Source organism: Rhodococcus sp. IEGM 1409 (genome assembly GCF_030056735.1).
In the GTDB taxonomy this organism is placed as follows: Bacteria; Actinomycetota; Actinomycetes; order Mycobacteriales; family Mycobacteriaceae; genus Rhodococcus_F.
The window spans coordinates 541,563-563,983 of sequence record NZ_JASHKN010000003.1 but is presented as its reverse complement, the minus strand read 5'-3'; the positions used below and the strand labels follow the sequence as shown (position 1 = coordinate 563,983).

At 62.6% G+C, this 22,421-nt stretch carries 28 protein-coding genes; 14 read left to right on the top strand and 14 right to left on the bottom strand.

Features of this window, described 5'->3' with window-relative positions:
- Positions 1–50: 50 nt before the first annotated feature.
- Positions 51–944 carry a dihydrodipicolinate synthase family protein gene (locus QM716_RS12720; protein WP_283304456.1) on the bottom strand — a complete coding sequence of 298 codons (894 nt, stop codon included), beginning with the start codon at positions 942–944 and terminating at the stop codon, positions 51–53.
- Positions 945–1,015: 71 nt separating this feature from the next.
- Here QM716_RS12720 and QM716_RS12715 point away from each other — a divergent pair, with 71 nt between their 5' ends.
- Positions 1,016–1,924 carry a LysR family transcriptional regulator gene (locus tag QM716_RS12715; protein WP_283304455.1) on the top strand — a complete coding sequence of 303 codons (909 nt, stop codon included), beginning with the start codon at positions 1,016–1,018 and terminating at the stop codon, positions 1,922–1,924.
- Between the two features lie 6 nt (positions 1,925–1,930).
- On the opposite strand, the gene nadC is transcribed toward QM716_RS12715, so the two are convergent.
- Genes nadC through nadA form a run of 3 tightly spaced genes read right to left on the bottom strand, consistent with a single transcriptional unit; the run spans position 1,931 to position 5,408 of the window.
- Positions 1,931–2,803: a carboxylating nicotinate-nucleotide diphosphorylase gene (gene nadC / locus QM716_RS12710; protein WP_283304454.1), complete on the bottom strand. Its 873-nt coding sequence runs from the start codon at positions 2,801–2,803 to the stop codon at positions 1,931–1,933.
- Complete coding sequence (locus QM716_RS12705; protein WP_283304453.1) at positions 2,803–4,374, bottom strand: L-aspartate oxidase; 1,572 nt, start codon at positions 4,372–4,374, stop codon at positions 2,803–2,805. The genes nadC and QM716_RS12705 overlap by 1 nt, the downstream gene beginning before the upstream one ends.
- Positions 4,371–5,408, bottom strand: a complete 1,038-nt coding sequence (gene nadA / locus QM716_RS12700; protein ID WP_283304452.1) for a quinolinate synthase NadA — start codon at positions 5,406–5,408, stop codon at positions 4,371–4,373. Before nadA ends, QM716_RS12705 begins: the two co-directional genes overlap by 4 nt.
- A 102-nt stretch (positions 5,409–5,510) precedes the next feature.
- Here nadA and QM716_RS12695 point away from each other — a divergent pair, with 102 nt between their 5' ends.
- Positions 5,511–6,239: an NUDIX hydrolase gene (locus tag QM716_RS12695; RefSeq protein WP_283304451.1), complete on the top strand. Its 729-nt coding sequence runs from the start codon at positions 5,511–5,513 to the stop codon at positions 6,237–6,239.
- A 14-nt stretch (positions 6,240–6,253) separates the two neighbouring features.
- Here the strand turns inward: QM716_RS12695 and QM716_RS12690 are convergent, their stop codons facing one another.
- Positions 6,254–6,586, bottom strand: a complete 333-nt coding sequence (locus QM716_RS12690) for an SDR family NAD(P)-dependent oxidoreductase (protein WP_283304450.1) — start codon at positions 6,584–6,586, stop codon at positions 6,254–6,256.
- 110 nt (positions 6,587–6,696) lie between these two features.
- On the bottom strand, positions 6,697–7,299 hold the full coding sequence (locus QM716_RS12685) for a TetR/AcrR family transcriptional regulator (RefSeq protein ID WP_283304449.1): 603 nt from the start codon (positions 7,297–7,299) through the stop codon (positions 6,697–6,699).
- Between the two features lie 83 nt (positions 7,300–7,382).
- On the opposite strand from QM716_RS12685, the gene QM716_RS12680 reads away from it, so the two are divergent.
- A complete protein-coding gene (locus QM716_RS12680) occupies positions 7,383–8,213 on the top strand; it encodes an SDR family NAD(P)-dependent oxidoreductase (protein WP_283304448.1) in 831 nt (276 codons plus the stop codon).
- A gap of 11 nt (positions 8,214–8,224) precedes the next feature.
- Here the strand turns inward: QM716_RS12680 and QM716_RS12675 are convergent, their stop codons facing one another.
- The 3 genes from QM716_RS12675 to bioB are packed head-to-tail and all read right to left on the bottom strand — an operon-like array spanning position 8,225 to position 10,061.
- Positions 8,225–8,815, bottom strand: a complete 591-nt coding sequence (locus QM716_RS12675) for a DUF2567 domain-containing protein (RefSeq protein ID WP_283304447.1) — start codon at positions 8,813–8,815, stop codon at positions 8,225–8,227.
- An 11-nt stretch (positions 8,816–8,826) separates the two neighbouring features.
- Positions 8,827–9,051, bottom strand: a complete 225-nt coding sequence (gene bsaP, locus QM716_RS12670) for a biotin synthase auxiliary protein BsaP (protein WP_019748812.1) — start codon at positions 9,049–9,051, stop codon at positions 8,827–8,829.
- A complete protein-coding gene (bioB, locus tag QM716_RS12665; protein WP_024487821.1) occupies positions 9,048–10,061 on the bottom strand; it encodes a biotin synthase BioB in 1,014 nt (337 codons plus the stop codon). The genes bsaP and bioB overlap by 4 nt, the downstream gene beginning before the upstream one ends.
- A 164-nt stretch (positions 10,062–10,225) precedes the next feature.
- On the opposite strand from bioB, the gene QM716_RS12660 reads away from it, so the two are divergent.
- Complete coding sequence (locus tag QM716_RS12660; protein WP_283304446.1) at positions 10,226–10,882, top strand: TetR/AcrR family transcriptional regulator C-terminal domain-containing protein; 657 nt, start codon at positions 10,226–10,228, stop codon at positions 10,880–10,882.
- Here the strand turns inward: QM716_RS12660 and QM716_RS12655 are convergent.
- Together QM716_RS12655 and QM716_RS12650 are read right to left on the bottom strand one after the other, a co-directional pair.
- Entirely contained in the window at positions 10,868–11,188 is a 321-nt protein-coding gene (locus QM716_RS12655; RefSeq protein WP_283304445.1) for an AzlD domain-containing protein, read from the bottom strand. The genes QM716_RS12660 and QM716_RS12655 overlap by 15 nt on opposite strands.
- Positions 11,185–11,916, bottom strand: a complete 732-nt coding sequence (locus tag QM716_RS12650; protein ID WP_283304444.1) for an AzlC family ABC transporter permease — start codon at positions 11,914–11,916, stop codon at positions 11,185–11,187. The genes QM716_RS12655 and QM716_RS12650 overlap by 4 nt, the downstream gene beginning before the upstream one ends.
- A 64-nt stretch (positions 11,917–11,980) precedes the next feature.
- On the opposite strand from QM716_RS12650, the gene QM716_RS12645 reads away from it, so the two are divergent.
- The 3 genes from QM716_RS12645 (at position 11,981) to QM716_RS12635 (ending at position 13,503) form a co-directional block, all read left to right on the top strand.
- Complete coding sequence (locus tag QM716_RS12645) at positions 11,981–12,571, top strand: helix-turn-helix domain-containing protein (RefSeq protein ID WP_283304477.1); 591 nt, start codon at positions 11,981–11,983, stop codon at positions 12,569–12,571.
- A gap of 114 nt (positions 12,572–12,685) precedes the next feature.
- Positions 12,686–13,099: a VOC family protein gene (locus tag QM716_RS12640; protein ID WP_283304443.1), complete on the top strand. Its 414-nt coding sequence runs from the start codon at positions 12,686–12,688 to the stop codon at positions 13,097–13,099.
- Positions 13,100–13,128: 29 nt separating this feature from the next.
- On the top strand, positions 13,129–13,503 hold the full coding sequence (locus tag QM716_RS12635) for a VOC family protein (RefSeq protein WP_283304442.1): 375 nt from the start codon (positions 13,129–13,131) through the stop codon (positions 13,501–13,503).
- Between the two features lie 5 nt (positions 13,504–13,508).
- On the opposite strand, the gene QM716_RS12630 is transcribed toward QM716_RS12635, so the two are convergent.
- A complete protein-coding gene (locus QM716_RS12630) occupies positions 13,509–13,673 on the bottom strand; it encodes a hypothetical protein (RefSeq protein WP_214888215.1) in 165 nt (54 codons plus the stop codon).
- Positions 13,674–13,961: 288 nt separating this feature from the next.
- On the opposite strand from QM716_RS12630, the gene QM716_RS12625 reads away from it, so the two are divergent.
- The 7 genes from QM716_RS12625 to QM716_RS12595 all read left to right on the top strand — a co-directional run bounded on the left by QM716_RS12625 (position 13,962) and on the right by QM716_RS12595 (position 20,941).
- Positions 13,962–14,090 (top strand): hypothetical protein, encoded by a 129-nt coding sequence (locus QM716_RS12625; RefSeq protein ID WP_003941742.1) that lies wholly within the window; start codon positions 13,962–13,964, stop codon positions 14,088–14,090.
- Positions 14,074–14,619, top strand: a complete 546-nt coding sequence (locus tag QM716_RS12620; RefSeq protein WP_283304441.1) for a tail fiber domain-containing protein — start codon at positions 14,074–14,076, stop codon at positions 14,617–14,619. Before QM716_RS12625 ends, QM716_RS12620 begins: the two co-directional genes overlap by 17 nt.
- 10 nt (positions 14,620–14,629) lie before the next feature.
- Positions 14,630–16,603, top strand: coding sequence for a helix-turn-helix domain-containing protein (locus tag QM716_RS12615; protein ID WP_283304440.1), 1,974 nt, complete (start codon positions 14,630–14,632; stop codon positions 16,601–16,603).
- A 106-nt stretch (positions 16,604–16,709) separates the two neighbouring features.
- Positions 16,710–18,014 carry a hydroxymethylglutaryl-CoA reductase, degradative gene (locus tag QM716_RS12610; RefSeq protein ID WP_283304439.1) on the top strand — a complete coding sequence of 435 codons (1,305 nt, stop codon included), beginning with the start codon at positions 16,710–16,712 and terminating at the stop codon, positions 18,012–18,014.
- 5 nt (positions 18,015–18,019) lie between these two features.
- Positions 18,020–18,988, top strand: a complete 969-nt coding sequence (locus QM716_RS12605) for a hydroxymethylglutaryl-CoA lyase (RefSeq protein WP_283304438.1) — start codon at positions 18,020–18,022, stop codon at positions 18,986–18,988.
- A gap of 79 nt (positions 18,989–19,067) precedes the next feature.
- Entirely contained in the window at positions 19,068–19,562 is a 495-nt protein-coding gene (locus QM716_RS12600) for a hypothetical protein (RefSeq protein ID WP_283304437.1), read from the top strand.
- The gene (locus tag QM716_RS12595; protein ID WP_283304436.1) at positions 19,559–20,941 is read left to right on the top strand and encodes a tripartite tricarboxylate transporter permease; all 1,383 of its coding nucleotides are present in this window, start codon (positions 19,559–19,561) and stop codon (positions 20,939–20,941) included. The genes QM716_RS12600 and QM716_RS12595 overlap by 4 nt, the downstream gene beginning before the upstream one ends.
- A 55-nt stretch (positions 20,942–20,996) precedes the next feature.
- Here QM716_RS12595 and QM716_RS12590 read toward each other — a convergent pair whose 3' ends face one another.
- Both QM716_RS12590 and QM716_RS12585 read right to left on the bottom strand, forming a co-directional pair.
- Entirely contained in the window at positions 20,997–21,701 is a 705-nt protein-coding gene (locus tag QM716_RS12590; RefSeq protein ID WP_283304435.1) for a GGDEF domain-containing protein, read from the bottom strand.
- Entirely contained in the window at positions 21,662–22,411 is a 750-nt protein-coding gene (locus QM716_RS12585) for a diguanylate cyclase family protein (RefSeq protein WP_283304434.1), read from the bottom strand. Before QM716_RS12585 ends, QM716_RS12590 begins: the two co-directional genes overlap by 40 nt.
- Positions 22,412–22,421 lie beyond the last annotated feature (10 nt).

The window sequence follows — 22,421 nt, the reverse complement described above, 5'->3', positions numbered from 1 at the left end:
ATTGAATCCCCCGATCCCCTCCCCAAAGCATACTCGAACATGCGTTCGAGTCAAGAGCGATAGATCTCCAGCGCTCGATCCACCGATTCATCACTCGCCGGCAGCAACGGCAATCGCACGTGGGGCGTCGGGATCTGCCCCAACGCATGCAACACACCCTTGATCACAGTCGGGTTCGGTTCGGAAAACAGAGCCCCGGACAGCTTCGACAACCGTCGCCCAAGGTCGCGGACATTGTCCACATCGCCACTGTCCCAACCCTTTACCAAGCCGACGAAGTCACCAGTCGACACATGAGCCGACGCCAAAATACCCCCGGAGGCACCCAAGGCCAGAAGCGGCGTGAGATACAGATCATCCCCCGCCAGTACGGCGAAGTCGTCCGGAAGATCCGCGAAGAGTTCGACGGCAGCTGCGTCGATACTGCCCGCGGCGTACTTCACAGCAACAACCCCGGGCAACGCTCCCAGCTCTCGCAGGGTGCGACTGTCCAAATCACACGCAGTTCGATACGGCACGTGATAGACGATCAGCGGTACCGGGCTCGATTCCTGCAGATATGTAAAATGTGCCACCACACCGGCTTTCGAGGGCCTCGTGAATGAGGGAACCGGCACCAAGGCCGCCGAGACCCCCGGCCACCGACTCAGCCTGTCGAGCGCCCGCGCACTGCCTGCCGTGTCGTTGCCGCCCGCGCCGACGATCAACGTCGCGCCCCGTGCACGGCACACGCTCGCGCAGATGTCCAGAACGGTCACTCTCTCCTGCTCGGTCAGCGTTGCGGTCTCCGCTGTCGTCCCCAGCGCAACGAGTCCGACCGCACCATCGGCGAGAACCTGGTGCGCAAGCCGTTCGAGTGCGTCGGTTGCGATACGACCGTCGCTCTCGAACGGAGTGATCAGAGGGACATGGATTCCGGCGAGGTCAGTTCGAGCAGTAGTCATAGAACTCAGCCTCACCCAACAAACCTTGTAGGTCTAGTTCGCGTTTCCATCTTCGAGCGTAAGCTGAACTGATGCTAGACGTTCGTCGACTAAGGCTTTTGCGTGAGCTGGCGCTGCGCGGCACCATCGTCGCCGTCGCCGAGGCGTTGTCATTCAGTCCCTCCGCGGTGTCGCAGCAGTTGGCCGTTCTCGAACGTGAAGCCGGCGTTCCTCTGTTGGAACGCACGGGGCGTCGTGTACGCCTCACGCCGGCAGGCGAGAACCTCGCACGTCACGCCGAAGTCATCCTGCAACGCCTGGAACAGGCATCGGGTGAATTGGTCGACGCTCGTCGTGGCCTCGCCGGGCCGCTACGAATCGGAACGTTCCCGACCGCCGCACGTGCGATCCTCCCTCAGGCATTGATCGCACTGTCGCACGAGCACCCGGGATTGGAACCGATGGTGTCGGAAATCGACCCCGCCGACGTCGCTGACGCGTTACGAGCCGGGAATTTGGACTTGGCTTTGATTCACGACTACGATTTCGTCCCTCGTCCCACCGAACCGGGCCTGACGACATTGCCACTGTGCAGCGAATCCGTGTACCTGGCCTCGAGGGACACCGAGTCAGATCTCCACAACGCTGTCGCATCGCTGACCGACTGCGTAGAACGTCCCTGGATTACCGCGATCCCCGGAACCGCTTGCCACGCAATGACCATTCGCGCGTGCCAAGCTGCCGGGTTCACACCGAAAGTGCGTCATCACATCGACGAGTTCGCCACTGTTCTCGCTCTCGTTGCTGCGGGACAGGGAGTTTCACTGGTCCCGGAACTCGGAGCAAGTTATCCACCACCAGGAGTACAGCTCACACCGATGCCTATTCGGCGACGGACCAAGATCGCCCACCGAGCCGGCTCCGACGCACACCCGGCAGTCACGACCGTGACAAGCGCCCTTCGCTCGGCAGTCCCGCCACTGCTGGACGCCGAGCACTAGCGACACTTACATGTCGAGTCCGAGGTCGAGCACCGTCACCGAGTGTGTCAGTGCGCCGACGGCCAGGTAGTCGACGCCGGTTCGGGCGTACTCTGCGGCAACGTCGATGGTGAGACCGCCCGAGGACTCGAGCTTGGTTTCGGGAGCAACAGCGTCGCGGCGTTGGACCGCAATCTGCGTCTGCCAGAGCGGGAAGTTGTCCAGCAGAACTAGTTCGACCTTTTCCGCCAGCACCTGATCGAGCTGCGTGAGATTGTCGACCTCTACTTCACACTCGATGTCCGGCGCGAGTTCGCGGACCGCACGAAGTGCAGCAACCACCGAACCGGCAGCGGCAACGTGGTTGTCCTTGATCAACGCCGCGTCACCCAACCCCATGCGGTGGTTTACTCCGCCGCCCACGTGAACTGCATATTTCTGCAGAGATCGCAGTCCGGGCAGAGTCTTTCGGCTGTCGCGCACTTTGGCATGAGTGCCGGCGACGGCGTCGACCCACTGTGATGTCGCCGTGGCGATTCCCGAGAGATGGCAGACGAGGTTGAGCATCGTCCGCTCTGCCGTGAGAAGTCCGCGGGTGGGCGCGACAACGGTGAGCACCGATTGACCTGGCGCAACCCGAGTTCCGTCGGAGACCCGATCGACGACCTCGTAGTTACCCGAGCCGATCACCTCGTCGAGAACAAGCAGTCCGACGTCGATGCCGGCGACGGTACCCGATGACCGTGACACGACCGAGGCCTTCGCAACCGCATCAGCGGGAACCGTTGCGGTAGAGGTGATATCGGGGCCGTAGCGCAGATCCTCGTCCAGAGCGAGCCTGACCAATGTGAGCAGCTCGTCACGGTCGAGCGGCGCGGGCAGGATCTTCTGCTCGGTCATCAATGAACTCCTGTCAACAACATGTCGGGTATTTCGAGCGCTCCATCGGCGCCCATCTTGATCCGAGTGCTGCGACGCTGATTCGGATCTGTTTCAGGATAGTCGGTGCGGGTATGGCAGCCACGGCTCTCGGTTCGCGCCACGGCCACGTCGACCAATGCAGTCGCGGTCAGTGTGAGCGCCGCGTCTTCGAGGTCCGCGGCGGCCACCGCCACTGTCTGTTCAGCGTCCGCAAGCGCGGCACGCGCAGTCTGGAGACCGCCTCCGTCGCGAACCACCGACGCGTGTGCCGTCATGACGGACTGCACGGTCTCTCGCGGGAGGATCGGCATCGGCTTGCGCACCACGTTGACCACTTCGGCATGGACATCGCGACGCTCGGCAGCTGCGATTCCTGCACGCTCCCCGACCACCAAACCCTCGAGAAGGCTGTTGGACGCAAGACGATTCGCGCCGTGCAATCCCGTGCGAGCCACTTCGCCCGCTGCGTAGAGTCCAGGCACTCCCGTTCGTCCCTGGACGTCGGTGGCGACTCCCCCGCACGAATAGTGCGCGGCCGGAGCGACCGGAACGAGTTGGGTGCGTGGATCGATGCCGGCTTCGAGGCAGGACGCGGTGATGGTCGGGAATCTCGAATCGAAACCGTCGAGCCTTCGTGCGTCGAGATAGACGTGATCGGTGCCGAGATCTCGTAGGCGTGCTGCGATTGCCCGCGAGACCACATCACGCGGGGCGAGATCACCCAGCGGATGAACACCTGCGGTAACCGAATCACCGTTGGTGTCGACAAGAATCGCGCCCTCGCCGCGGACCGCCTCACTGATCAGGGGTCGGCGGCCTACCCCACCCGGAGTGAAGAGCACCGTCGGATGGAACTGAACGAACTCCAGGTCCGCAATCGCCGCACCAGCTTCGAGTGCCAACGCGATTCCGTCGGCAGTTGCGCCAGGTGGATTTGTACTGCAGGCATACAGCTGACCGAGTCCACCGGTAGCGAGCAGAACCGCTGGTGCATGGATCACCCCGAGGCCTTCCGGAGAAGAGACGATGAGTCCACACACCCCACGGCGGTTGGTCACCACCTGAACTGCCGCTGCGCCGAACAGGACGGGCAGGCCGGCAGCATTGAGAGCCCGCTGCACTTCCGCGCCCGTGGCGTCGCCGCCGGCGTGGATGATCCGACGCGTGCTGTGCCCACCCTCGCGGGTACGCGACACCTGGCCGTCTCGCCCGCGATCGAAGACCGCTCCCAACGCGGCCAGCGCTGCCACAGCATCGTGACCAGCTTCGACGATGGAATAGACGGCTTCCTCGTCGCACAAACCGACGCCGGCCTCACACGTATCCGCAACGTGCGATTCGACGGAATCCGTATTCAGATCGTCGACGACCGCGATGCCACCCTGCGCGTACTGAGTCGAGGTGTCCGTCGGACCACCCTTGCTGACAGTGAGTACTTTCAGTCCCCGCAGAGAAGCCGTGCGCGCTGCGGTGAGGCCGGCAACACCGCCTCCCACGACGACCAGGTCGGCATGGGCCTCCCAGGCGAAACGCCCGGCAGGGCTGGTCACTCGCCGCCGCCCGGATTACCGATCTCGATCATGCGCTGCACCGATTTCTGCGCACGCTTGGCCATCTCGAGATCGACGTGGACCTCGTCCTTGCCCTCGAGAAGGCAGCGAAGCAACGCGGCAGGCGTGATCATCTTCATGTACGGGCACGACGCGCGATCGTTGACGGCCTGGAAATCGACGTCGGGCGCCGCCTTACGCAACTGGTGCAGCATCCCGATCTCGGTCGCGACGAGAACCTGCTTGCTCTTGGTGACGCGGGCAGCGTCGAGCATTCCGCCGGTGGAGAGGATCTTGACCTTGTCCGCGGGGACCGCGCCTTCACCGGCGAGGTACAGAGCCGAAGTAGCGCAACCACATTCAGGGTGCACGAACAGCTCGGCGTCGGGGTGCGACTTGGACTTGGCCGTCAGCTCGTCACCGTTGATGCCGGCGTGCACATGGCACTCGCCCGCCCAGATCTGCATGTTGGTACGGCCTGTCACGCGCTTGACGTGAGCTCCCAGGAACTGGTCGGGCAGGAACAGCACCTCGCGGTCGGCATCGATCGAGTTGACCACGTCGACGGCATTGGACGAGGTGCAGCAAATGTCGGTGAGACCCTTCACCTCTGCCGTGGTGTTCACGTACGACACCACCAGCGCGTTCGGGTTGTCGGCCTTCCACTCACGAAGCTGCTCGGCATTGATCGAGTCGGCCAGCGAGCAGCCGGCTCGCTCGTCCGGGATCAGCACGGTCTTGGACGGCGACAGGATCTTCGCGGTCTCGGCCATGAAGTGCACACCACAGAAGACAATCGTGTCCTCGGGTGCCTCGGCAGCGATTCGCGAGAGCGCCAGGGAATCTCCGACGTGATCGGCGACGTCTTGAATCGCAGGCAGCTGGTAGTTGTGCGCAAGAATCGTCGCGCCGCGTTCGCGAGCCAGACGTTTGATCTCAGCGGCCCACTCAGGGGTCGCTTCGACTCCGTTGTATCCGCCGGGGCCGTCGTGAATCTGCGAGGCCGATCCCTCCCATAACGTCGTGGTCGTCATGGCGTTCTCCTTCACCGTGAACCCGGGCTCGTCACCCAGTTCAAATCCGGACGGGCTGGCCCGGATTTCCGTATTCGAGGTTTTCGACTTAGGATCGAAAACGTGCCCAATAGTAACACCACCCACGAAGTGCTTGCAGCGGTGTTCCAAGTTCGCACCTTCCCTGCACGCATCGATGCAGGTGACGGCGATCACTGCCCACAGGGGCGTGAAGAGTTGGCCGTGCTGCTGTGGCAGCGCGCACTCAACCCACAGAAGGGCACGTGGTCCCTACCCGGGGGCACTTTGCGCGACGACGAGGACCTGACGACGTCCGCTCGACGACTCCTCGCCGAGAAGGTCGACCTACGAAAGGTCGCCCACCTCGAGCAACTCTCCGTCTTCAGTGATCCACAACGAGTGCCGGGCCCGCGCCGCATCGCGTCGACCTTCCTCGGACTTGTTCCCCTCAGCGCCGACCCACAACTTCCACCGGACACGGCCTGGCACCCCGTTTCGAAATTGCCGGAGATGTCGTTCGACCACGGAACCGTTGTACGGCACGCGCGCAATCGACTGGCTGCAAAACTCTCCTACACCAATATCGCATTCGGGCTGGCCCCCGAAGAGTTCGCGATGTCGACACTTCGCGAAATCTACTGCGCTGCACTCGGTTACCAGGTCGACGCCACCAACTTGCAACGCGTACTGGGGCGTCGAGGCGTTCTGACTCCCACCGGTAACACCGCACCGTCCGGCAAGTCGGGTGGACGTCCACCGGCCCTGTACCGTTTCACCGACTCCACCTTGCGGGTCACCGATGAATTCGCCGCACTACGCCCCCCGAGCTGACACCGATCACACTGTCAGGCAACAGCTTCGAAACTTCCCCGCTGCAACCACACCGAGGTCACGGCGCCGGCCGGATCGATGACCCGGTTGATTGCGCCGAACCGTGCCGTCACCCGATCGAGAATCCGATCGGCCTGCCCACGATCCGTCGGATCGGCGACAATCGCAAAGAAGCGATGGGCGGGTTTTCCCGCCATGATGCGCACCAATTCGGTGACCGTCCGCGCCGTGACTGCCACGCTCCAACCAGCGTCGAGAAACTCGGCGGCAGTGCGCGCACCGTGCTCGAATCCGATGTCCGTGACAAGTACAACTCCCCTGTTGAGGGCGATCTCTGAAACGCTCATTGCGGAACCTCCAGTCGGAATCAAACTTCTTGACTCCTATGTAAGTCCGCAATCTTGTGCTTCCCTTGTGCTGGTTCTGTGAGAACTCTGGGGATTGCGCGCGCCCCATATCAGACAGATCGAGAAAGCCCCGCCCAGAAGACCGTCGAAGCTGCGTTCACCACATCGCCGACCGGCACGTCGCCCAACATTCCGCCTGCAGCAAGCGTCGCGACGCCATGGAACGTCGCAAAGGCAACCAGTGCAATACTTTCCGGATCGCCGGCGGCAATGTCACCCGCGGACTGAGCTTCCGACACGAGCCGGACGGTCAGGTCCATCGTCGCATGCCCCGCGTTCACGACAGTTTCGGCGGCGCCCGGTGCATGCTTGTTGCTGTACATCAACGACAAAAGTCCGGGATGGTCCAGCGCAAAATCCACGTAGGCATTGGCAAGCGAGGAGAACCGGGCCCTCGCGGTCGGTGGAGCATCCGCGACTGCTCGCTCGAGCGCACCGGTCATCCGATGGAATCCGCTTTCGGCCAAGGCGTCGAGCAAAGCCTGACGGTCACGAAAGTGCTTGCCCGGAGCCGCGTGGCTCACGCCCGCCTCGCGCGCGAGTTGCCTCAGCGACAACTTGTCGACGCCATCTCGTTCGAGTGTTGCTTCCGCCGACGCCAGGAGTTCCTGTCGCAGGCTGCCGTGATGGTACGGCTGTTCGTGGGCGGGCATGGTGGCACCATATCAAAATGTTGTCATTGACAACTATGGTGTCAGTGCCTACATTTGGGATCACCCGAACCGAAGGAGCCACAATGGCCATCGACGTAGCCGGAACCACCGTCCTCATCACCGGAGCGAGCGCTGGGCTCGGAGTGGAATTCGCTCATCGCTTTGCCGCTCGCGGCGCAAACCTCGTTCTGGTCGCCAGGCGGGCAGACCGCCTCGAAGCACTCGCCACCGAACTCCGCGACGCCCACGGCATCTCCGTGACCGTTCTGCCCGCAGACCTGGCCACACCAGGCGTCGGCGCGACCCTGCACCAAGAACTGGCCAGTCGCGACATCACGGTCACGTCCCTGATCAACAACGCCGGATTCGGAACACACGGAGCATTCGTGGACGAAGACCTCGAGCGCGTCACGTCCGAAATTCAGCTCAACATCGCCACACTGGTCGAGCTGACGCACACATTCCTGCCCGACCTTCTCACCGGCCGCGGGGCACTGGTCAACATCGCCAGCACCGCGTCGTTCCAGCCGACACCGGGCATGGCGGTCTACGGCGCGTCCAAGGCCTTTGTACTCAACTTCACCGAAGCGCTCTGGGCAGAAGCTCGCGGCAGCGGATTGACCGTGTTGGCGGTGTGCCCCGGCCCGACGCGCACCGAGTTCTTCGACGTAGTCGGCTCCGAAGATGCAGCGGTCGGGCGAATGCAGACGGCAACTCAGGTGGTGGACACCGCTTTCCGAACACTGGATCGACGCAACGCGCCGCCGACCGTCGTATCAGGACTGCCGAACTGGGTGTCCTCGATCAGTACTCGCTTCGCAACCCGCCGGTTGGGCGCGCTGATTTCGGGCCGACTGTTGGGTGACGTGCGAATGGAGTCCGAAGCGAAGCGCTCGTCGACGTCGCCGGCGTAGCAACGTAACAGTTACGGGAGCTTCGGCTGGGTCTCTACTTCGGTCTGTTCGGTCTCGGTGGCCGGATCCCCGGATTCCGGATCCCCAGATTCCGGATGGTCCCCCACACCGAGGTCGTCGTACGGATTGAGCACTGCGAGAACCAAAGTCACGACGCACGCCGTGAGCGGCTGAAACAGAAGGACGAGCAAGGTTCCGATGTTCGGCGCCCGCGCGATGATCTCCCCGACCGCCGGATTGTCGACCGTGGGGAAACGCAGTTTGGTCAAGCCCGAACCCACCAGCGCCATCAGGCCGGCTCCCATCGCTGAGCCGACAATCAACCCACCCAGGGCATACGGGCCTCGACTCAGGCGCGCCAGCCAAGCCGCCACCGCCGACAGCACACCGACGATCAGTGCCAGCCAGATGAATACAGCACTCGCGTCGAACTGATGAAGACTCTCACCCGTCAACGCGACGCCGCGCCCCTCGGACACCACCAACAGGTGCTCTGCCGGAGCCAAGAACGCCCACAGCACACCAACGAGCACGCTCACGCCCGCAGTGGTTGCGGCGATCACGATCGCGGTGCGCAGACGAGTCTGCCGAAGAGAGATCACACAGAGTGACGCTACCTGCGGGCGGCGTCGATCGAGTCGACGACACCGTGACGGGAGCATTTCGCCCACCATCCGTCAGGGCTGACCTGAACGATCATGCGACGCCCGCACTGCTCGCAGAAGCGAGGAGGCTCTAGCCCCATCGACGCCGCAGTCGGCGTCGGATCGTCGACACCGTCGACGATCCGACGCCCGGTGAACGGGTTGTACCGCTCTTCGGTCACCGGAGTGCTCACAGAGTGTCGTTCAGTGCTTTGATCGGCATCTGCAAATCAACCAACAGATCCAGATCCTTCTCGGCGGGACGCCCGAGGGTCGTCAGGTAGTTGCCGACGATGACGGCGTTGATTCCGCCGAGGATGCCCTGCTTGGCACCCAGGTCGCCGAGAGTGATCTCGCGTCCACCCGCGAAGCGCAGGATCGTGCGAGGCAGCGCGAGACGGAATGCCGCCACGGATTTGAGCGCCTCGCTGGCGGGCAGCACGTCCAGATCACCGAACGGTGTACCCGGACGCGGGTTGAGGAAGTTGAGCGGGACCTCGTCCGGCTCCAGTTCAGCCAGGTTGGCCGCGAATTCTGCGCGCTGCTCCAGCGATTCGCCCATGCCGAGGATTCCGCCGCAGCACACTTCCATGCCTGCTTCGCGAACCATCCGCAGCGTGTTCCAACGCTCTTCCCAGGAGTGCGTGGTGACGACGTTCGGGAAATGGGACTTCGAGGTCTCCAAGTTGTGGTTGTACCGGTGCACACCCATGGCCGCCAGTTGGTCGACCTGTTCCTGGGTCAGCATGCCGAGCGAGCAGGCGATCTGGATGTCGACCTCGTTGCGGATCGCCTCGATGCCGGCAGCGACCTGAGCGAGCAACCGGGCGTCGGGTCCGCGGACGGCGGCCACGATGCAGAACTCGGTAGCGCCCGACTTCGCAGTCTGCTTGGCAGCTTCCACCAGGCTCGGGATGTCCAACCAGGCCGCGCGAACCGGCGACTGGAAGAGTCCGGACTGCGAGCAGAAATGGCAGTCCTCGGGGCAGCCGCCGGTCTTGAGGCTGATGATGCCCTCGACCTCGACCTCCGGTCCACACCACTTCATACGCACATCGTGGGCGAGAGCCAGCAGGTCTTCGAGCCTGTCGTCGTCGAGCCGGAGTACGTCGAGCACCTGGCTTTCGGTCAGGCCAACTCCTCTTTCGAGAACTTGCTCACGCGCCTGGTCGAGGATGTCGACCGTCGCAGGGGCCGTGCTAATCGGGGGCGGGGTCACAGACGTCTCCTTCAGAACCAGCAAAATTGAACACCGTACAAGTTGAACGGTGTTCACGTTAGAGACGTGGTGGAATACTGTCAAAGGCGGGTCCGATCGACATTCGATCGCGAGCGGTCCACAGCGGGACGAAACGAGGGGAACGACAAGTGCAGTTGCGACGCGGCGACGTGCTGGACGGCGCCATGGCGATACTCGACGAGTTCGGACTTGCCGACCTCACGATGCGCAGGCTCGCAACCTCGCTGGGCGTCCAACCCGGCGCTCTCTACTGGCACTTCCCGAACAAACAGACCTTGCTCGGCGCGGTCGTCGACAAGATCCTCGAAGACCTTGACGCCCCCGTTGACGCAGAGACTTGGCAAGAGGCGTATTCCGAACTGGCACACAGACTTCGGTCTGCCCTGCTGGCACACCGCGACGGCGCCGAGTTGGTCAGCGCCACCTTCGCCTCACGGATGACAAACAGCAAGGTGCGCGAGCACTTCGTACAAGCCGGGCAAGAATCCGGCCTCTCACGCGAGCACGCCCAACTCGCGGCGTATGCCCTGCTGTATTACGTACTCGGCCATACCGTCGACGAGCAGTCCCGAGCGCAGATGGAAGAAATGGGGGCACTCACCCGTGCTCCCATCTCCCCCGACTCCCCCGAGGTGATCGGCAGCGGCTCCGACGAGGACCTCCTCGACGGCGATCCGACAGTGCGCTTCCAGTTCGGCCTGGACTTGTTCATCGACGGCATTCGCACTCGTTTGAATTCGACCCTGAATTCGACCCACACCGAATCAGCTCTACGACACTCCTGACAGTCGTAGTAATGCAGTAGTGCCGGCCGCGACAACCACCACGACCACCAACGGAGCCTTGAACCAGGCGCAGATGCCTCCGGCCGCCACGCCGAGCACTCGCGCCGGCCCCGCAACTTCATACCCGGTGAAGATCGTCGAGGTCGCAACCACTGCGAGCAGTAGCACCACGACAGCACGATCGAGGGTCTTCTCGGCGAAGTCGGAGAGTGTCACCCGAGCGCGTAGCAGAACGCCACTGACCCGCAAAGCGTAAGAGCCGCAAGCGAAAACGACAATGCCGATCCAGACCGATGCCGTATTCATCGAACCTTCTCCCGAAACGGAATCGTCACCGCGATACTCAGCAGAGCTACGAGCGGCGCGATGCCCGACGGCAGAAACGGCGACGTTGCCACCGCAACCACTGCACCGATCACAGCGGCAAGCAGTGTCACCTTTTCCCTCAGCGCGGGCAAGACAAGGGCCAGAATGACAACCGGAAAAGCGGCATCCAATCCCAACGCGGCCGGATCTTGGACGACGCTGCCGAGCAGCCCGCCCAGGAGCGCTCCGATCGGCCACGACACCGCGATCCCGATCCCACAGAACCAGAAAGCCGCACGCTTCTGCTTCACCGAGCCCTGCGCCATGGCGACCGCGACGCTTTCGTCGTTGACCAGGTGCGCGCCGACCAACTTGCGCCAGCCTGAGTCCCTGCGCCAGCCCGAGTCCCTGCACCAGCCCGAGTCTCTGTGCCGACCCCCGCCGAGAAACGATCCCGCAGCCAATCCGTAGGCAAAGTTTCGTGAGTTGATCAGCAGGCCGGCTACAACGGCAGCGACGGCAGTGCCTCCGGCCGCGATGATTCCGATGAACAAGAACTCCGAGGAGGCACCCAGAACGAGCACAGCCAATGCAACGAGCTGCCACAACGAGAATCCAGCTGATCCTGCCGTCACACCGTAGGACACGCCGACGATGGCCACCGAGAGACAGATCAACAGACTCACCCGGACGGTGTCGCGATCAACTGTTCGCCATAAAGAACGCATGTATTCTATGTTGAACGAATTGACACTGTTCGTCAAGAAGAACAATCGATCGGAGAATCGAACGATGGTCAGTGGTGAAATTGTCAGTGGTGATGAAACTGGCACGGATCAGAGCCCTCAGAAGCTGGTGGCCGTCGCGCTCAAACGCGAGCGCACCCGAGCGGGCTTGAGCCTCTCGGAGGTCGCCCGGCGCGCCGACATCGCCAAATCCACACTCTCCCAACTCGAATCCGGCCTCGGAAACCCGAGCCTCGAAACGCTGTGGGCACTCGGCAACGCATTGGGTGTACCTTTCTCGCAACTCGTCGACTCGCAGGCACAGACCGTTCAGTTGATCCGAGCCGGAGAAGGGCCCGCGATTGCGTCGGCTAACGCGTCGTACATCGCGACACTCCTGGCGCCCAGCCCACCGAACGCACGCCGCGACCTGTACCGGATCGTCGCTGAGCCGGGCGAGCCGCGCATTTCGACTCCGCATGCCCGCGGCACCACCGAACACGTGGTGATCGGGACGGGGCGGGCCGAGGTCGGGCCGACTGCAGAACCGATCGAGCTCGGACCGGGCGACTACCTCTCTTATCCCGGCGACGAGGAACACATCTTTCGGGCACTCGAACCAGGCACGACGGCGATCATGGTTTCGGAGCACACCTGAGCCTCGATGAGTTTCGCCGATGAGTTTCGCCACTGCGGGAAGTCTGTATCTGCGAGGTGATGTGGCCAGCGCCTCGATCACCGACGGCAGTAACGACCAACAGCAGGAGGACCCATGTCCGGATCCAGCATCAGCAGCATTTTGCTCTCGAGCACCAACCCCGAACGCTTGCGCGACTGGTACGCCGAGGCGTTCGCCCCGAAAGTCGACCGTACGCCGGGCGAACCCGGCTACGACGTCCTCGACTTCAACGGTTTCTACGTGATGCTCGACAGACGCGACGACGTCGGCGAGACCAACCCGCAGCCCGGCCGCATGTTCCTCAACGTCGAGACCGACGACGCCCGGTCGATCGCACAGCGCATCGACGCACTCGGCGGAAACTGGTTCGCCCCACTCGAAGACCGCGGGGACAGTTTGTTCGCCACTGCGATCGACCCCGACGGAAACTACGTTCAGATCATCGAGTTCGGCGAGGAAGCCAGGGCCGAGATGGAATCCGGAATGACGGATTCCCAAACCACCTAGTCCGGCAACAGCTAGGAACGGAGATAGTCATGCTTGCAGGCACAAAAGCATTCAGCGGATTTTCGGTGACAGACATCGACGCTGCAAAGAAGTTCTACGGCGAAACACTCGGGTTGAAAGTGACCGACGAAGACATGGGACTCATTCGCCTACATCTTGCCGGCGGAACCGAGATCCTGGTTTATCCGAAACCGAATCACGAAGCGGCGACGTACACCATCCTCAACTTCGTCGTCGACGACATCGACACAACCGTCGATCAACTGACCGCACGTGGTGTGGAGTTTCTGAAATACGACGGATTCCCCCAGGATGCGCGAGGCATCATGCGTGACAACGGCCCCGATATCGCGTGGTTCACCGACCCCGCCGGCAATGTTCTGTCGGTAATCAAGGAGTCCTGACGCGCTTAACCGCTGAACAGCTGTGACTGCCGCTGTTCAGCGGTGTCGGTATTGGAGCGTTCCGCTGCCGCAGTTTCACGCTCGGCCGCCAATTGCTCGGCGCTTTTTGCGTCGACAACGGGCTCCGACGCACTGAGGTCGGAAAACAAGCCACTGTTCGATTCGTTCACATGCCACCCTTTTGCCTGGTCATCGTTGCCGCGCGCAGATAAACCTGCGTTAGAGATCGGTCGATGGCTACTTAAATACTGCCGCCCGTACGGCGCCGACAAGACGCCGATGACTCAGCAGTTCTTCACCCAGTGTTGCACGCCTGTGTTTTCCACGAGAAATTCGGTCCAGACGGGTTGTCATAGACCGCGCGCTGGAGCAATGTGAAAGATGAGCGTGGAGCAGGTCGGCAGCACTTTCGTCGGACACCTGGCCCCTCAATTCACCGCACAATTTTTGGAGGAATCATGTTGGGAATTGCTTTGGGCCTCGGCAGCGCCGCTGTCGGAATCGGCCTCGGACTGCTCGGCGCAGGAGCGGGAATTCTGCTGAGCGACAAGACCGTCAAAACCGCACGACGTGAACTCACCGCCTGACGAGGGCGAGCGCACCGAAAACGGCGAGCGCACTGAATACCTCGGCGTTGGAGTCAGCACTCGTGTGAACGCCGCGATGCGCCATCCCGCGCACTGGGTGTTCTCACGGGCAACGCGACGACGTGGCGTGCATACGGACGCGGTTGTTCCGACCAGCGCCCAGGATGTGCTCGACAGGTTGACAGCACTTCGAATAAGCACGTGGAGTTACGGTTTCGACCACAAGTCGATCCGTCACCTGGGTCCGATGGCGCAAGATTTTGCGGCGATTTTCGGCTTGGGATCCAACACCCGTCGGATCTCGGCCGTCGATGCGAACGGCGTATGCATGGCGAGCATCCAAGCCTTGAACCGCAAAATCGGCGCCCTCGAGACAAAAGTCAGCGCGCTCGAGAAGGACCTCGAGAAGAACATGGACATACTGCGCAAGGAGATGGGAGACACGAGAACGGATCGAAGTACGTTAGAAATCAACAACAATCACAAATTCACGGCGCTCGACGAATTCGGTGGATCAACCGGTCTGTAGTTTGTTCGGTGTGACCGCCCCCGACTCAGTCCCGGACTCAGACCCCAACGAGATTGCCGCACTGTTCGACCTTACGTCCGACGCGGTCGGAGACGAACATGTCGAACAGGTGCTTTCCGAATTCGGCCTTGGCGCAACGGAGATCACGGAGACCGCCGCGCACATCCGGGCCAGTCGGTCCGAATTTCGCCGACTGCGCCGCCGCGAGAACGAATTGGCGGTCCTCTATTCGAGTGCGCGTGAGCTCGCGCAGGTTCGCGACGTGGACACACTGCTGCAGAGACTGGTCAACCGCGCACACGACATCATGGGTACCGACGTCACGTACCTGTCCGAGTTCGATGTGGACACCAGAGATCTGAACGTTCGAAAGACAGCAGGCGCGGTCTCGCCCGAGCTACAGCATCTACAGGTTCCTGCGGGCGCCGGCTTGGTCAGCGCGATTGCCGAATCTCGTGCGGCCCAGTGGGTCCAGAACTACAGCGAGTACACACAGTCGCGTCACGACGAGGTGGTCGACGCCGCGATAGTCGCCGAGGGTCTGGTGGCGATTCTCGGCGTGCCGATGCTCTCGGACGGCCAGATCCTCGGAGTCCTGTTTGCCGCCGACCGCCGGGAACGACGATTTACCGCAGATCAGATCGCTCTGCTCTCTGCACTCGCGGATCACGCCTCGGTAGTCCTGCAAACCGCACGGGCGCTGGACCGCTCCGAGGAATCCGCCGCCGAGACCGGGCGAGCACTCGACGAGCTGCGCGAGCACGTGTCCGCGCGGGACAAATCGAACATCGTCCACCAGGATCTGATCCATGCCGTTCTCCGCGGCGGTGGCTACGCCCAGGTAGCACGAACTCTCAGCAGCGCACTCGAGCGCAGCACCGTCGTCGTCGACAATGAGCTACGCCCTCTCGTGACATCGTCGGGTGAGCAGATCACGACGGTGCCGTTGTCGCTACCTCGCGCCGTGTCCGAAGCCATCGCCCAGAGTCGCCGCAGTGGCCGATGCACGTTTGTCTCTGATAACAGCGAGACCGTGATCCAACTCGTCAGCGCCGTCACCGCCGGAGAATCATTCCTCGGGGCCATCTTGCTGAATCGATCGGACGCGCCGATCGGACCCGTTGAACTCCGGACCGTGGAACGGGCAGCTCAGGTTACAGCGATTCTCGTGTTGCAACACTCGGCGGCCGCAGCAGCGGATCGGCGCGCACGTGACGAACTGGTCGCCGACCTGTTGAGCACTGCGCCCGAGCGGAGGCGCGATCTCGAACGCCGGACCCGCAACCTCGGCATCTCCCTCGGCGAACTCGACACCGTCCTCGTGGTGTCTGTCGCTCCGGAACTCCGCACCGCAACGCTCCGCGCAATCGGGCAGAGTCTGCCGGTCGGAGCTTTGGCGTCGCAGCACGCCGGATTGATCGCGGTGGTCTCGCGCTCGGGGAACCCTGCAGCCGCGGCGACCGTCGTTCACCGCCAGATCACCGGTTCGGTAGGACCCCACGCTGTAGTCATCGCGCCGGCAACGGCGGAGCGCCCCGAAGAACTCCCGGCGCGCTTCACCTCTGCACTGCGCACCGCCCGCCTACTGTCGGCCTTGGGCAAGACCGACGGCGCGGTCACGACGGCGTCGTACCTGCCGTACACCGTTCTGTTCGGCGAGAATCCGGAATCACTCCATCAGTTCGTCGACGAAGTAATCGGCCCGGTACTCGCCTACGACCGTGACAAGGACACCGATCTCACGGCGACCCTTCGGGCTCTGGTCCGCAACGACGGGAGCCCGACCAAGGCTGCCCGCGCACTCAACTATCACCCGAACACCGTCGTTCAGCGTCTCGACCGCATCCGCACGCTCCTCGGTCACTCGTGGCGTGAAGACGAGAACTTCTTTCGAGTGTCCATGGCGGCGAGGCTCGACGAACTACGAGAAGTGGGAACCGAAGAGGGTGGAAGCGACATCAACGACAGCGACGATGGTGCATGAAACTACAATTTCGACCGATCGATGTGTTGTGAGCACGTGGTCTGGCAGGCATCAATCTCCCTACTGTGAAGCGGAGCACAGAACCACTTCAGGAGGACGACCCCCAGTGTCAACCAACAGCCGGTCTATCAACAGCCGGTCAACCAACAGCCGCATCGCCAATTTCCGGTCCTACGACGTCACCGCACGGCGCGCCGAGATCGTCCGCCAGACCGACCTTACCGAAGCAGACATCGCGGTCTACGACGCTGCCGACGGCCTCACCATCGATCAGGCCGATCGCATGGTCGAGAACGTCCTCGGCGTCATCGGCATCCCGGTCGGCGTGGCCACCAACTTCACGATCAACGGCAAGGACTACCTGATCCCCCTCGCCACCGAGGAGCCGTCGGTGGTCGCAGCTGCGAGTAACGCTGCTCGCATCGCACGCGGACTCGGGGGCTTTCACGTCTCGAGCACCCAGCCGATCATGCAAGCCCAGATTCAACTCGTCGACGTCGTGGATCCGGCAGCTGCCCGCATCCGACTCCTCGAGGCACGTGAAGAAATCATTGCACTCGCCAACGAGCAGGACCCGAAGCTGGTCAGCGTCGGCGGTGGCGTGAAGGACATTTCGGTTCGCATCGTGTCCTCGGACAAGGCCACCTACGTCGTCCTCCACCTTCACGTCGACGTACGAGATGCGATGGGCGCCAACGCAGTCAACACGATGGCGGAGGCAATCGCAGATCGAGTGGCCGAGATCGGCGGCGGGCACGTCGTTCTTCGCATTCTCACCAACAAGGCAGATCTGCGGCTGACGCGCGTTCGCGCCGTGTTCGACGCCGAGTTGATCGGCGGTGCAGAAGTAGTGGACAACCTGATCCATGCCGCACGCTTGGCAGAGCTGGATCCCTACCGCGCCGCGACACACAACAAGGGCATCATGAACGGCATCAGCGCCGTGGTGTTGGCGACCGGAAACGACACGCGCGCAGTCGAAGCCGGGTGCCACTCCCACGCAGTCAACGCCGACGGAATCTACTCCTCACTCTCGCATTTCGAGAAAAATGCCGACGGCAACATCGTCGGCACCCTCGAGCTACCCATGCCGGTCGGCCTCGTCGGCGGCGCCACCAAGGTGCACCCGGTAGCGCAGGCCGCGATCAAGATGCTCGGCGTCGAGAGTGCCGAAGAACTCGCCGGCATCATCCTGGCAGTTGGTCTCGCACAGAACCTGGCTGCTGTCCGCGTTCTCGCCAGTGAGGGTGTCCAGCGCGGACACATGGGACTACATGCCCGCAACATCGCTGCCACCGCCGGAGCCCAGAAGAGTGAGATCGACGCCGTGGTTGCACGCCTGATCGCGGACAAGAGCATTCGCGTCGAACATGCCGAGAAGGTACTCGCCGAGATCCGCGGCGGAAACTGACCACGATGACCGAAACAGCTGCAGGATCACCAGTGTGGAAGCCGGCGCCTCATCGAGTGTCGGCGACGGGCCTACCGACCGCGGTCCGGGTCTACGAAGTCGGGCCACGCGACGGACTTCAAGCCGAAACGGTAGTGATCCCGACCGAGACGAAGGCCCAGTTCATCGAACGACTGGTCGCGGCCGGTTCCCGCACCGTCGAATTGACGAGCTTCGTCTCGCCTCGATGGATCCCGCAACTTGCCGACGCGGAAGAATTGATGGGTCGGCTGCACCTGCCGGACTCGGTACGCACGGTCGTACTTGTCCCGAACCGCAAGGGTCTCGAGCGGGCCGTTGCCGCCGGAGCGAGCGAAGTTGCAGTATTCGTCAGCGCCACAGAGGAATTCGCGAAACGCAACCTCAACTCTACGGTGGACGGTGCGATCGCCGCGGCTGCCGAGGTCACTGCCGCAGCGCGAGCCCTGGAACTTCCCGTCCGCGGTTACATCTCGATGTGCTTCGGCGACCCCTGGGAAGGCGCCGTGCCCGTCGAGCGTGTCGCCGACATCGCGAAGGCCTTGATCGACTGCGGTGCCACGTCGCTCTCTCTCGGCGACACCATCGGCGTCGGCACGCCTGGCCATGTACTCGCCCTACTCGATGCGATCCGCGAACGTGGCATTCCCACATCGCAGATCGCGATGCACTTTCACGATACCTACGGCCAGGCACTGTCGAACGTCTATGCGTCGTTGACTGCGGGAGTCTCCGAATTCGACAGTTCCGCAGGCGGTCTCGGACGGTGCCCGTATGCCAAGGGCGCGACCGGAAATCTCGCCACCGAGGATTTGGTGTGGATGCTCCACGGCCTCGGGATCGACACCGGCATCGACCTGGATTCCCTTACCGACACAAGCAGTTGGATGGCCGAACAGATCGGACACCCGAGCCCGTCCCGAGTTGTCAGCGCCCTCCGCGCAGCACGCACCTGACACTCGTCACGCAAGCCCCTCATCTCGTAAGTCCCCCACCTCGCAAGCCTCTCGCCATGCATGACACTGGAGAAAACTGATGTCACCACCGCAGTCGGCAACGACGCCGACCACCACAACCGAGCCGACCGAGCAGCAGCAGACGTACCTCGAAGTCTGGGGCGACACCGTCAACGGTCGACACCTCGCGATCTCCGTCCTGGTCGGCAGTGTCGTCGGCGCTTCGACCCTTCTGGCAGCCCAAGCGCTGTTCGAACGGGTCGTCAGTGAACCGTCGTTGGCCCAGGCGTACAGCCTGCTCGTCGGCATCGCAGCCTGCCTGCTTGCCGGCGTCGTCTGCGGAATCTTCATCAAGCCGAAGCGAATAGTCGCCTTGGCGGCCGCCGACGCGGAGTCGATCGACGGCGTCATCACGATGATGAGTGAACAACGCCAGGGTCTGGGCACTCTCGCCGACATTCCGGAGCAGAGCCAACAGGAACTTCGCGAACTCGGTCTGTACGACCACTTCGCCACCGCCGAGGCCGAGCAAGCACCGGCCTCGAACGCACCGAAGGACGGTGGGCGCGCATGAGTTCGGTCCTGACCAACGAAATTCTGATTGCCGTTCTGTTCGGCATCATCGGCGCGGTCGCGTTCACGTTCATCGGATTGATTTCCGGAACGGACGAGACCGCCACCATCGCGCCACTGACGCTGCTCGTGATCCTGCTCGGCGCTCCCCCGGCCGCAGTGTTCACGTTCTTCCTCTCCGGTGCGATCGCCAAACACATGACGCACGCAGTGCCGACGATGCTGCTGGGTATTCCCGGTGACACGATGGCGATTCCGCTTTTGCCGGAGGCGCAGATGATGCGCTCACTCGGCATCCCGCACATCGCACTCCGCAAGGCGATCTCGGGAGCGGTGATCTCGGCGTTCGTCGCTGTGCCGGTTGCCGTCCTGTTCGCGACCATCCTCGCGCCGTTCGCCGACACTGTTCAGTCGATAGCACCCTGGCTGTTCCTGGTCGCCGCCATCGGTATCGCCTACGCCTCGCCGGGCCGCTGGGCCGGGGTCGTCGCTCTCGTTCCCTTCGTCATCTTGATCCTCGGCGCCCGCGCGTTGACGTCGAATTACGATGTGTCGCTCAACATCAGCTACTTCCTTGCCATCGCAGTCGGGCCGCTGATCGCGGATCTCGCACTGACTTTGGGTCCGTCGACCCGTAAGGACATGGAGCGCAGTGAACCCAAAACTGTTGCACTGGCCCCGGACATCAAGGGATGGAAGGGATACTTCCCCAATCCCCTGAAGGTCCTCGATCGCAAGCAGATCGGTTACACCGCAGCTGCTTCCACGGTATCGAGCGCAACGTTCGTCTTCAGCCCCGTCGCCATGACCGTTCTGATGGGTGAGCTGGTAGGTGCGCGGATCAAAAACGGCTATCACCGACTGACCACGATGGTCTCGGCGAAAAACGGTACGACGGAATCCACCTACATCGCGGAAACCCTCATCCCGCTCGTGGCTTTCGGCCTTCCGTTGAGCCCCCTCGCGGCAGGTCCCGCGGCACCTCTCTTCAACGCTCCGCCGGTCTTCGAGACCAACCAGGAAACCGGAGTGATCAACAATCTCTCCACGTACCTGACGCAGTGGGAGTTCCTGCTCTACGGCCTGCTGGCAGTGGTCACGGCAACGGTCATCGCATATCCGTTTGCCATGAACTACGCGTACCGCGCTGCGTCAGCGGTGGTCAAGCACATCAGTCACGAAGCTGTGATCGCGGTATTCACCGGACTCGTCGTCGTCATCAGCATCTGGGAGGGCGGCATCCTGGGCCTCCTGATCACCGTGACCGTCGGCCTGGTCGGCGGCCTTCTCGGGCGTCTGTTCAAGATTCACGGCGGTGTCCTGTTCATGGGTTACTACGTCGCCCTGTTCAGCGTTCCGGCTCTCGTCAACCTTTTCTGAATCGCTCGACACCACCAACCCGTGCGGACCTGCAAACACTGTGGGTCCGCACGGGTTACGTGACTTCTCCGAGCGTCAGCGAGACAGTTCGATTCCGGTCGAGTTTCTTCGCTTCGTACAAGGCTTCGTCGGCACAGTCGACCAGTTGCGTCAGATCTGCGTCGCCGTGGGGTGAACACGCGACACCGATGCTGACCGTCGGCCCGAGATCGCCCAACACTGCCGACGAATTCTCCGCCTGCGCGCGTCGAATCATCTCGGCCGTTGCGGTTGCACCTTCCAGATCGACACCTGTCATCAAAACGACGAACTCCTCGCCGCCCAAGCGGGCGAACAGGTGCTTGTCATCGAGGTTCCGCCTGACCTGATCGGCAAAACTCACCAACGCGGTATCGCCCGCGCGGTGACCGAGGTTGTCGTTCACCAACTTGAAGTGATCCAGATCCATCATCAGGACGCTGACCGGACGTCCGGAGCGTCGACGCGGATCGGTCGCACCCGTCACGCCGCCGCCTCGCCGCAAGAACTCGTCCCGGCGCAACGCACCAGTGAGATCGTCGTGGGTCACGGCTTGTGTCAGCGCCTCGAGCGCGCGGCGGCGCTCGAGGATCACACATGCCACCGCGATCGGCGCTACCGCCAGCAGAGACAATCCGATCTGGACCGACGCACTGACGGGCGAGAGGCCTTCGCTGGACAATCCGAGATGACCGTCGGCCGTCAGCACCAACGTCCAGGCAGTTGATACTGCTGTGAGCATCGACGTGACAAAACATTGGTGAGCAAGGCTGCAGTCACCAGCGCCGGCATGGCAAACGCGATCGCTCCGGCGCCGCCGATCACCCACTCCAAAATGATGCAGATCGTCAGTAGCGCTGTCGGAACGAGCGATCGACGCAGAAGTACGGCAACAGCTTTCGGGTCTCGATCGACACGCCGAAGCGAGGGGAACGTCAGCACCAATGGGACGATGGTCATGTAGTTGACGAACTCACTCGAGAACCAGAGCAACCAGCCGTCCCACCACCGTCCGCCGAACAGCACGCGGTTTGCGATTCCGCCGACGAGCGCTGCCATCGACGCACCGACGACAGTCATCGACACGAGATATCCGACAGACTGAATACTGGTCAGACGACGATCCTCACCGTCAACCCAGTGAAAAGCGTAGAAGCCGCTCGCGACCCCGACGATGTTGGCCGCGTTGAGCCACACCGTGGAATCCCACGCCCCGCCGGTGATCAGGTCGGCTCCGACATAGCCTGCCACGACGCAGATCCAGGTGAGCGGTGTCGCGGAGCGCGGTGACCGAAAGAGAATCCCGAGCAGCAGCGCGTTGGCCGGCCAGAAGACAGCGAGCGTGCCGGGTAGGCGACTCAGAATTCCGACCAGACACGAGACGAATACAACAACACCGATGAGCACTGCGCGGCGTGCGGCCGATGACGACAACCTTCCGACCGTACTCACCACCTACATT

What these genes read in the sequence shown, in the direction of transcription:
- QM716_RS12720 (WP_283304456.1), bottom strand. Translation starts at nt 944, where the DNA reads ATGACTACTGCTCGAACTGACCTCGCCGGAATCCATGTCCCTCTGATC.
- QM716_RS12715 (WP_283304455.1), top strand. Translation starts at nt 1,016, where the DNA reads ATGCTAGACGTTCGTCGACTAAGGCTTTTGCGTGAGCTGGCGCTGCGC.
- nadC (WP_283304454.1), bottom strand. Translation starts at nt 2,803, where the DNA reads ATGACCGAGCAGAAGATCCTGCCCGCGCCGCTCGACCGTGACGAGCTG.
- nadA (WP_283304452.1), bottom strand. Translation starts at nt 5,408, where the DNA reads ATGACGACCACGACGTTATGGGAGGGATCGGCCTCGCAGATTCACGAC.
- QM716_RS12690 (WP_283304450.1), bottom strand. Translation starts at nt 6,586, where the DNA reads ATGAGCGTTTCAGAGATCGCCCTCAACAGGGGAGTTGTACTTGTCACG.
- QM716_RS12685 (WP_283304449.1), bottom strand. Translation starts at nt 7,299, where the DNA reads ATGCCCGCCCACGAACAGCCGTACCATCACGGCAGCCTGCGACAGGAA.
- QM716_RS12680 (WP_283304448.1), top strand. Translation starts at nt 7,383, where the DNA reads ATGGCCATCGACGTAGCCGGAACCACCGTCCTCATCACCGGAGCGAGC.
- QM716_RS12655 (WP_283304445.1), bottom strand. Translation starts at nt 11,188, where the DNA reads ATGAATACGGCATCGGTCTGGATCGGCATTGTCGTTTTCGCTTGCGGC.
- QM716_RS12650 (WP_283304444.1), bottom strand. Translation starts at nt 11,916, where the DNA reads ATGCGTTCTTTATGGCGAACAGTTGATCGCGACACCGTCCGGGTGAGT.
- QM716_RS12645 (WP_283304477.1), top strand. Translation starts at nt 11,981, where the DNA reads ATGGTCAGTGGTGAAATTGTCAGTGGTGATGAAACTGGCACGGATCAG.
- QM716_RS12640 (WP_283304443.1), top strand. Translation starts at nt 12,686, where the DNA reads ATGTCCGGATCCAGCATCAGCAGCATTTTGCTCTCGAGCACCAACCCC.
- QM716_RS12635 (WP_283304442.1), top strand. Translation starts at nt 13,129, where the DNA reads ATGCTTGCAGGCACAAAAGCATTCAGCGGATTTTCGGTGACAGACATC.
- QM716_RS12625 (WP_003941742.1), top strand. Translation starts at nt 13,962, where the DNA reads ATGTTGGGAATTGCTTTGGGCCTCGGCAGCGCCGCTGTCGGAATCGGC.
- QM716_RS12605 (WP_283304438.1), top strand. Translation starts at nt 18,020, where the DNA reads ATGACCGAAACAGCTGCAGGATCACCAGTGTGGAAGCCGGCGCCTCAT.
- QM716_RS12600 (WP_283304437.1), top strand. Translation starts at nt 19,068, where the DNA reads ATGTCACCACCGCAGTCGGCAACGACGCCGACCACCACAACCGAGCCG.
- QM716_RS12595 (WP_283304436.1), top strand. Translation starts at nt 19,559, where the DNA reads ATGAGTTCGGTCCTGACCAACGAAATTCTGATTGCCGTTCTGTTCGGC.
- QM716_RS12590 (WP_283304435.1), bottom strand. Translation starts at nt 21,701, where the DNA reads ATGCTCACAGCAGTATCAACTGCCTGGACGTTGGTGCTGACGGCCGAC.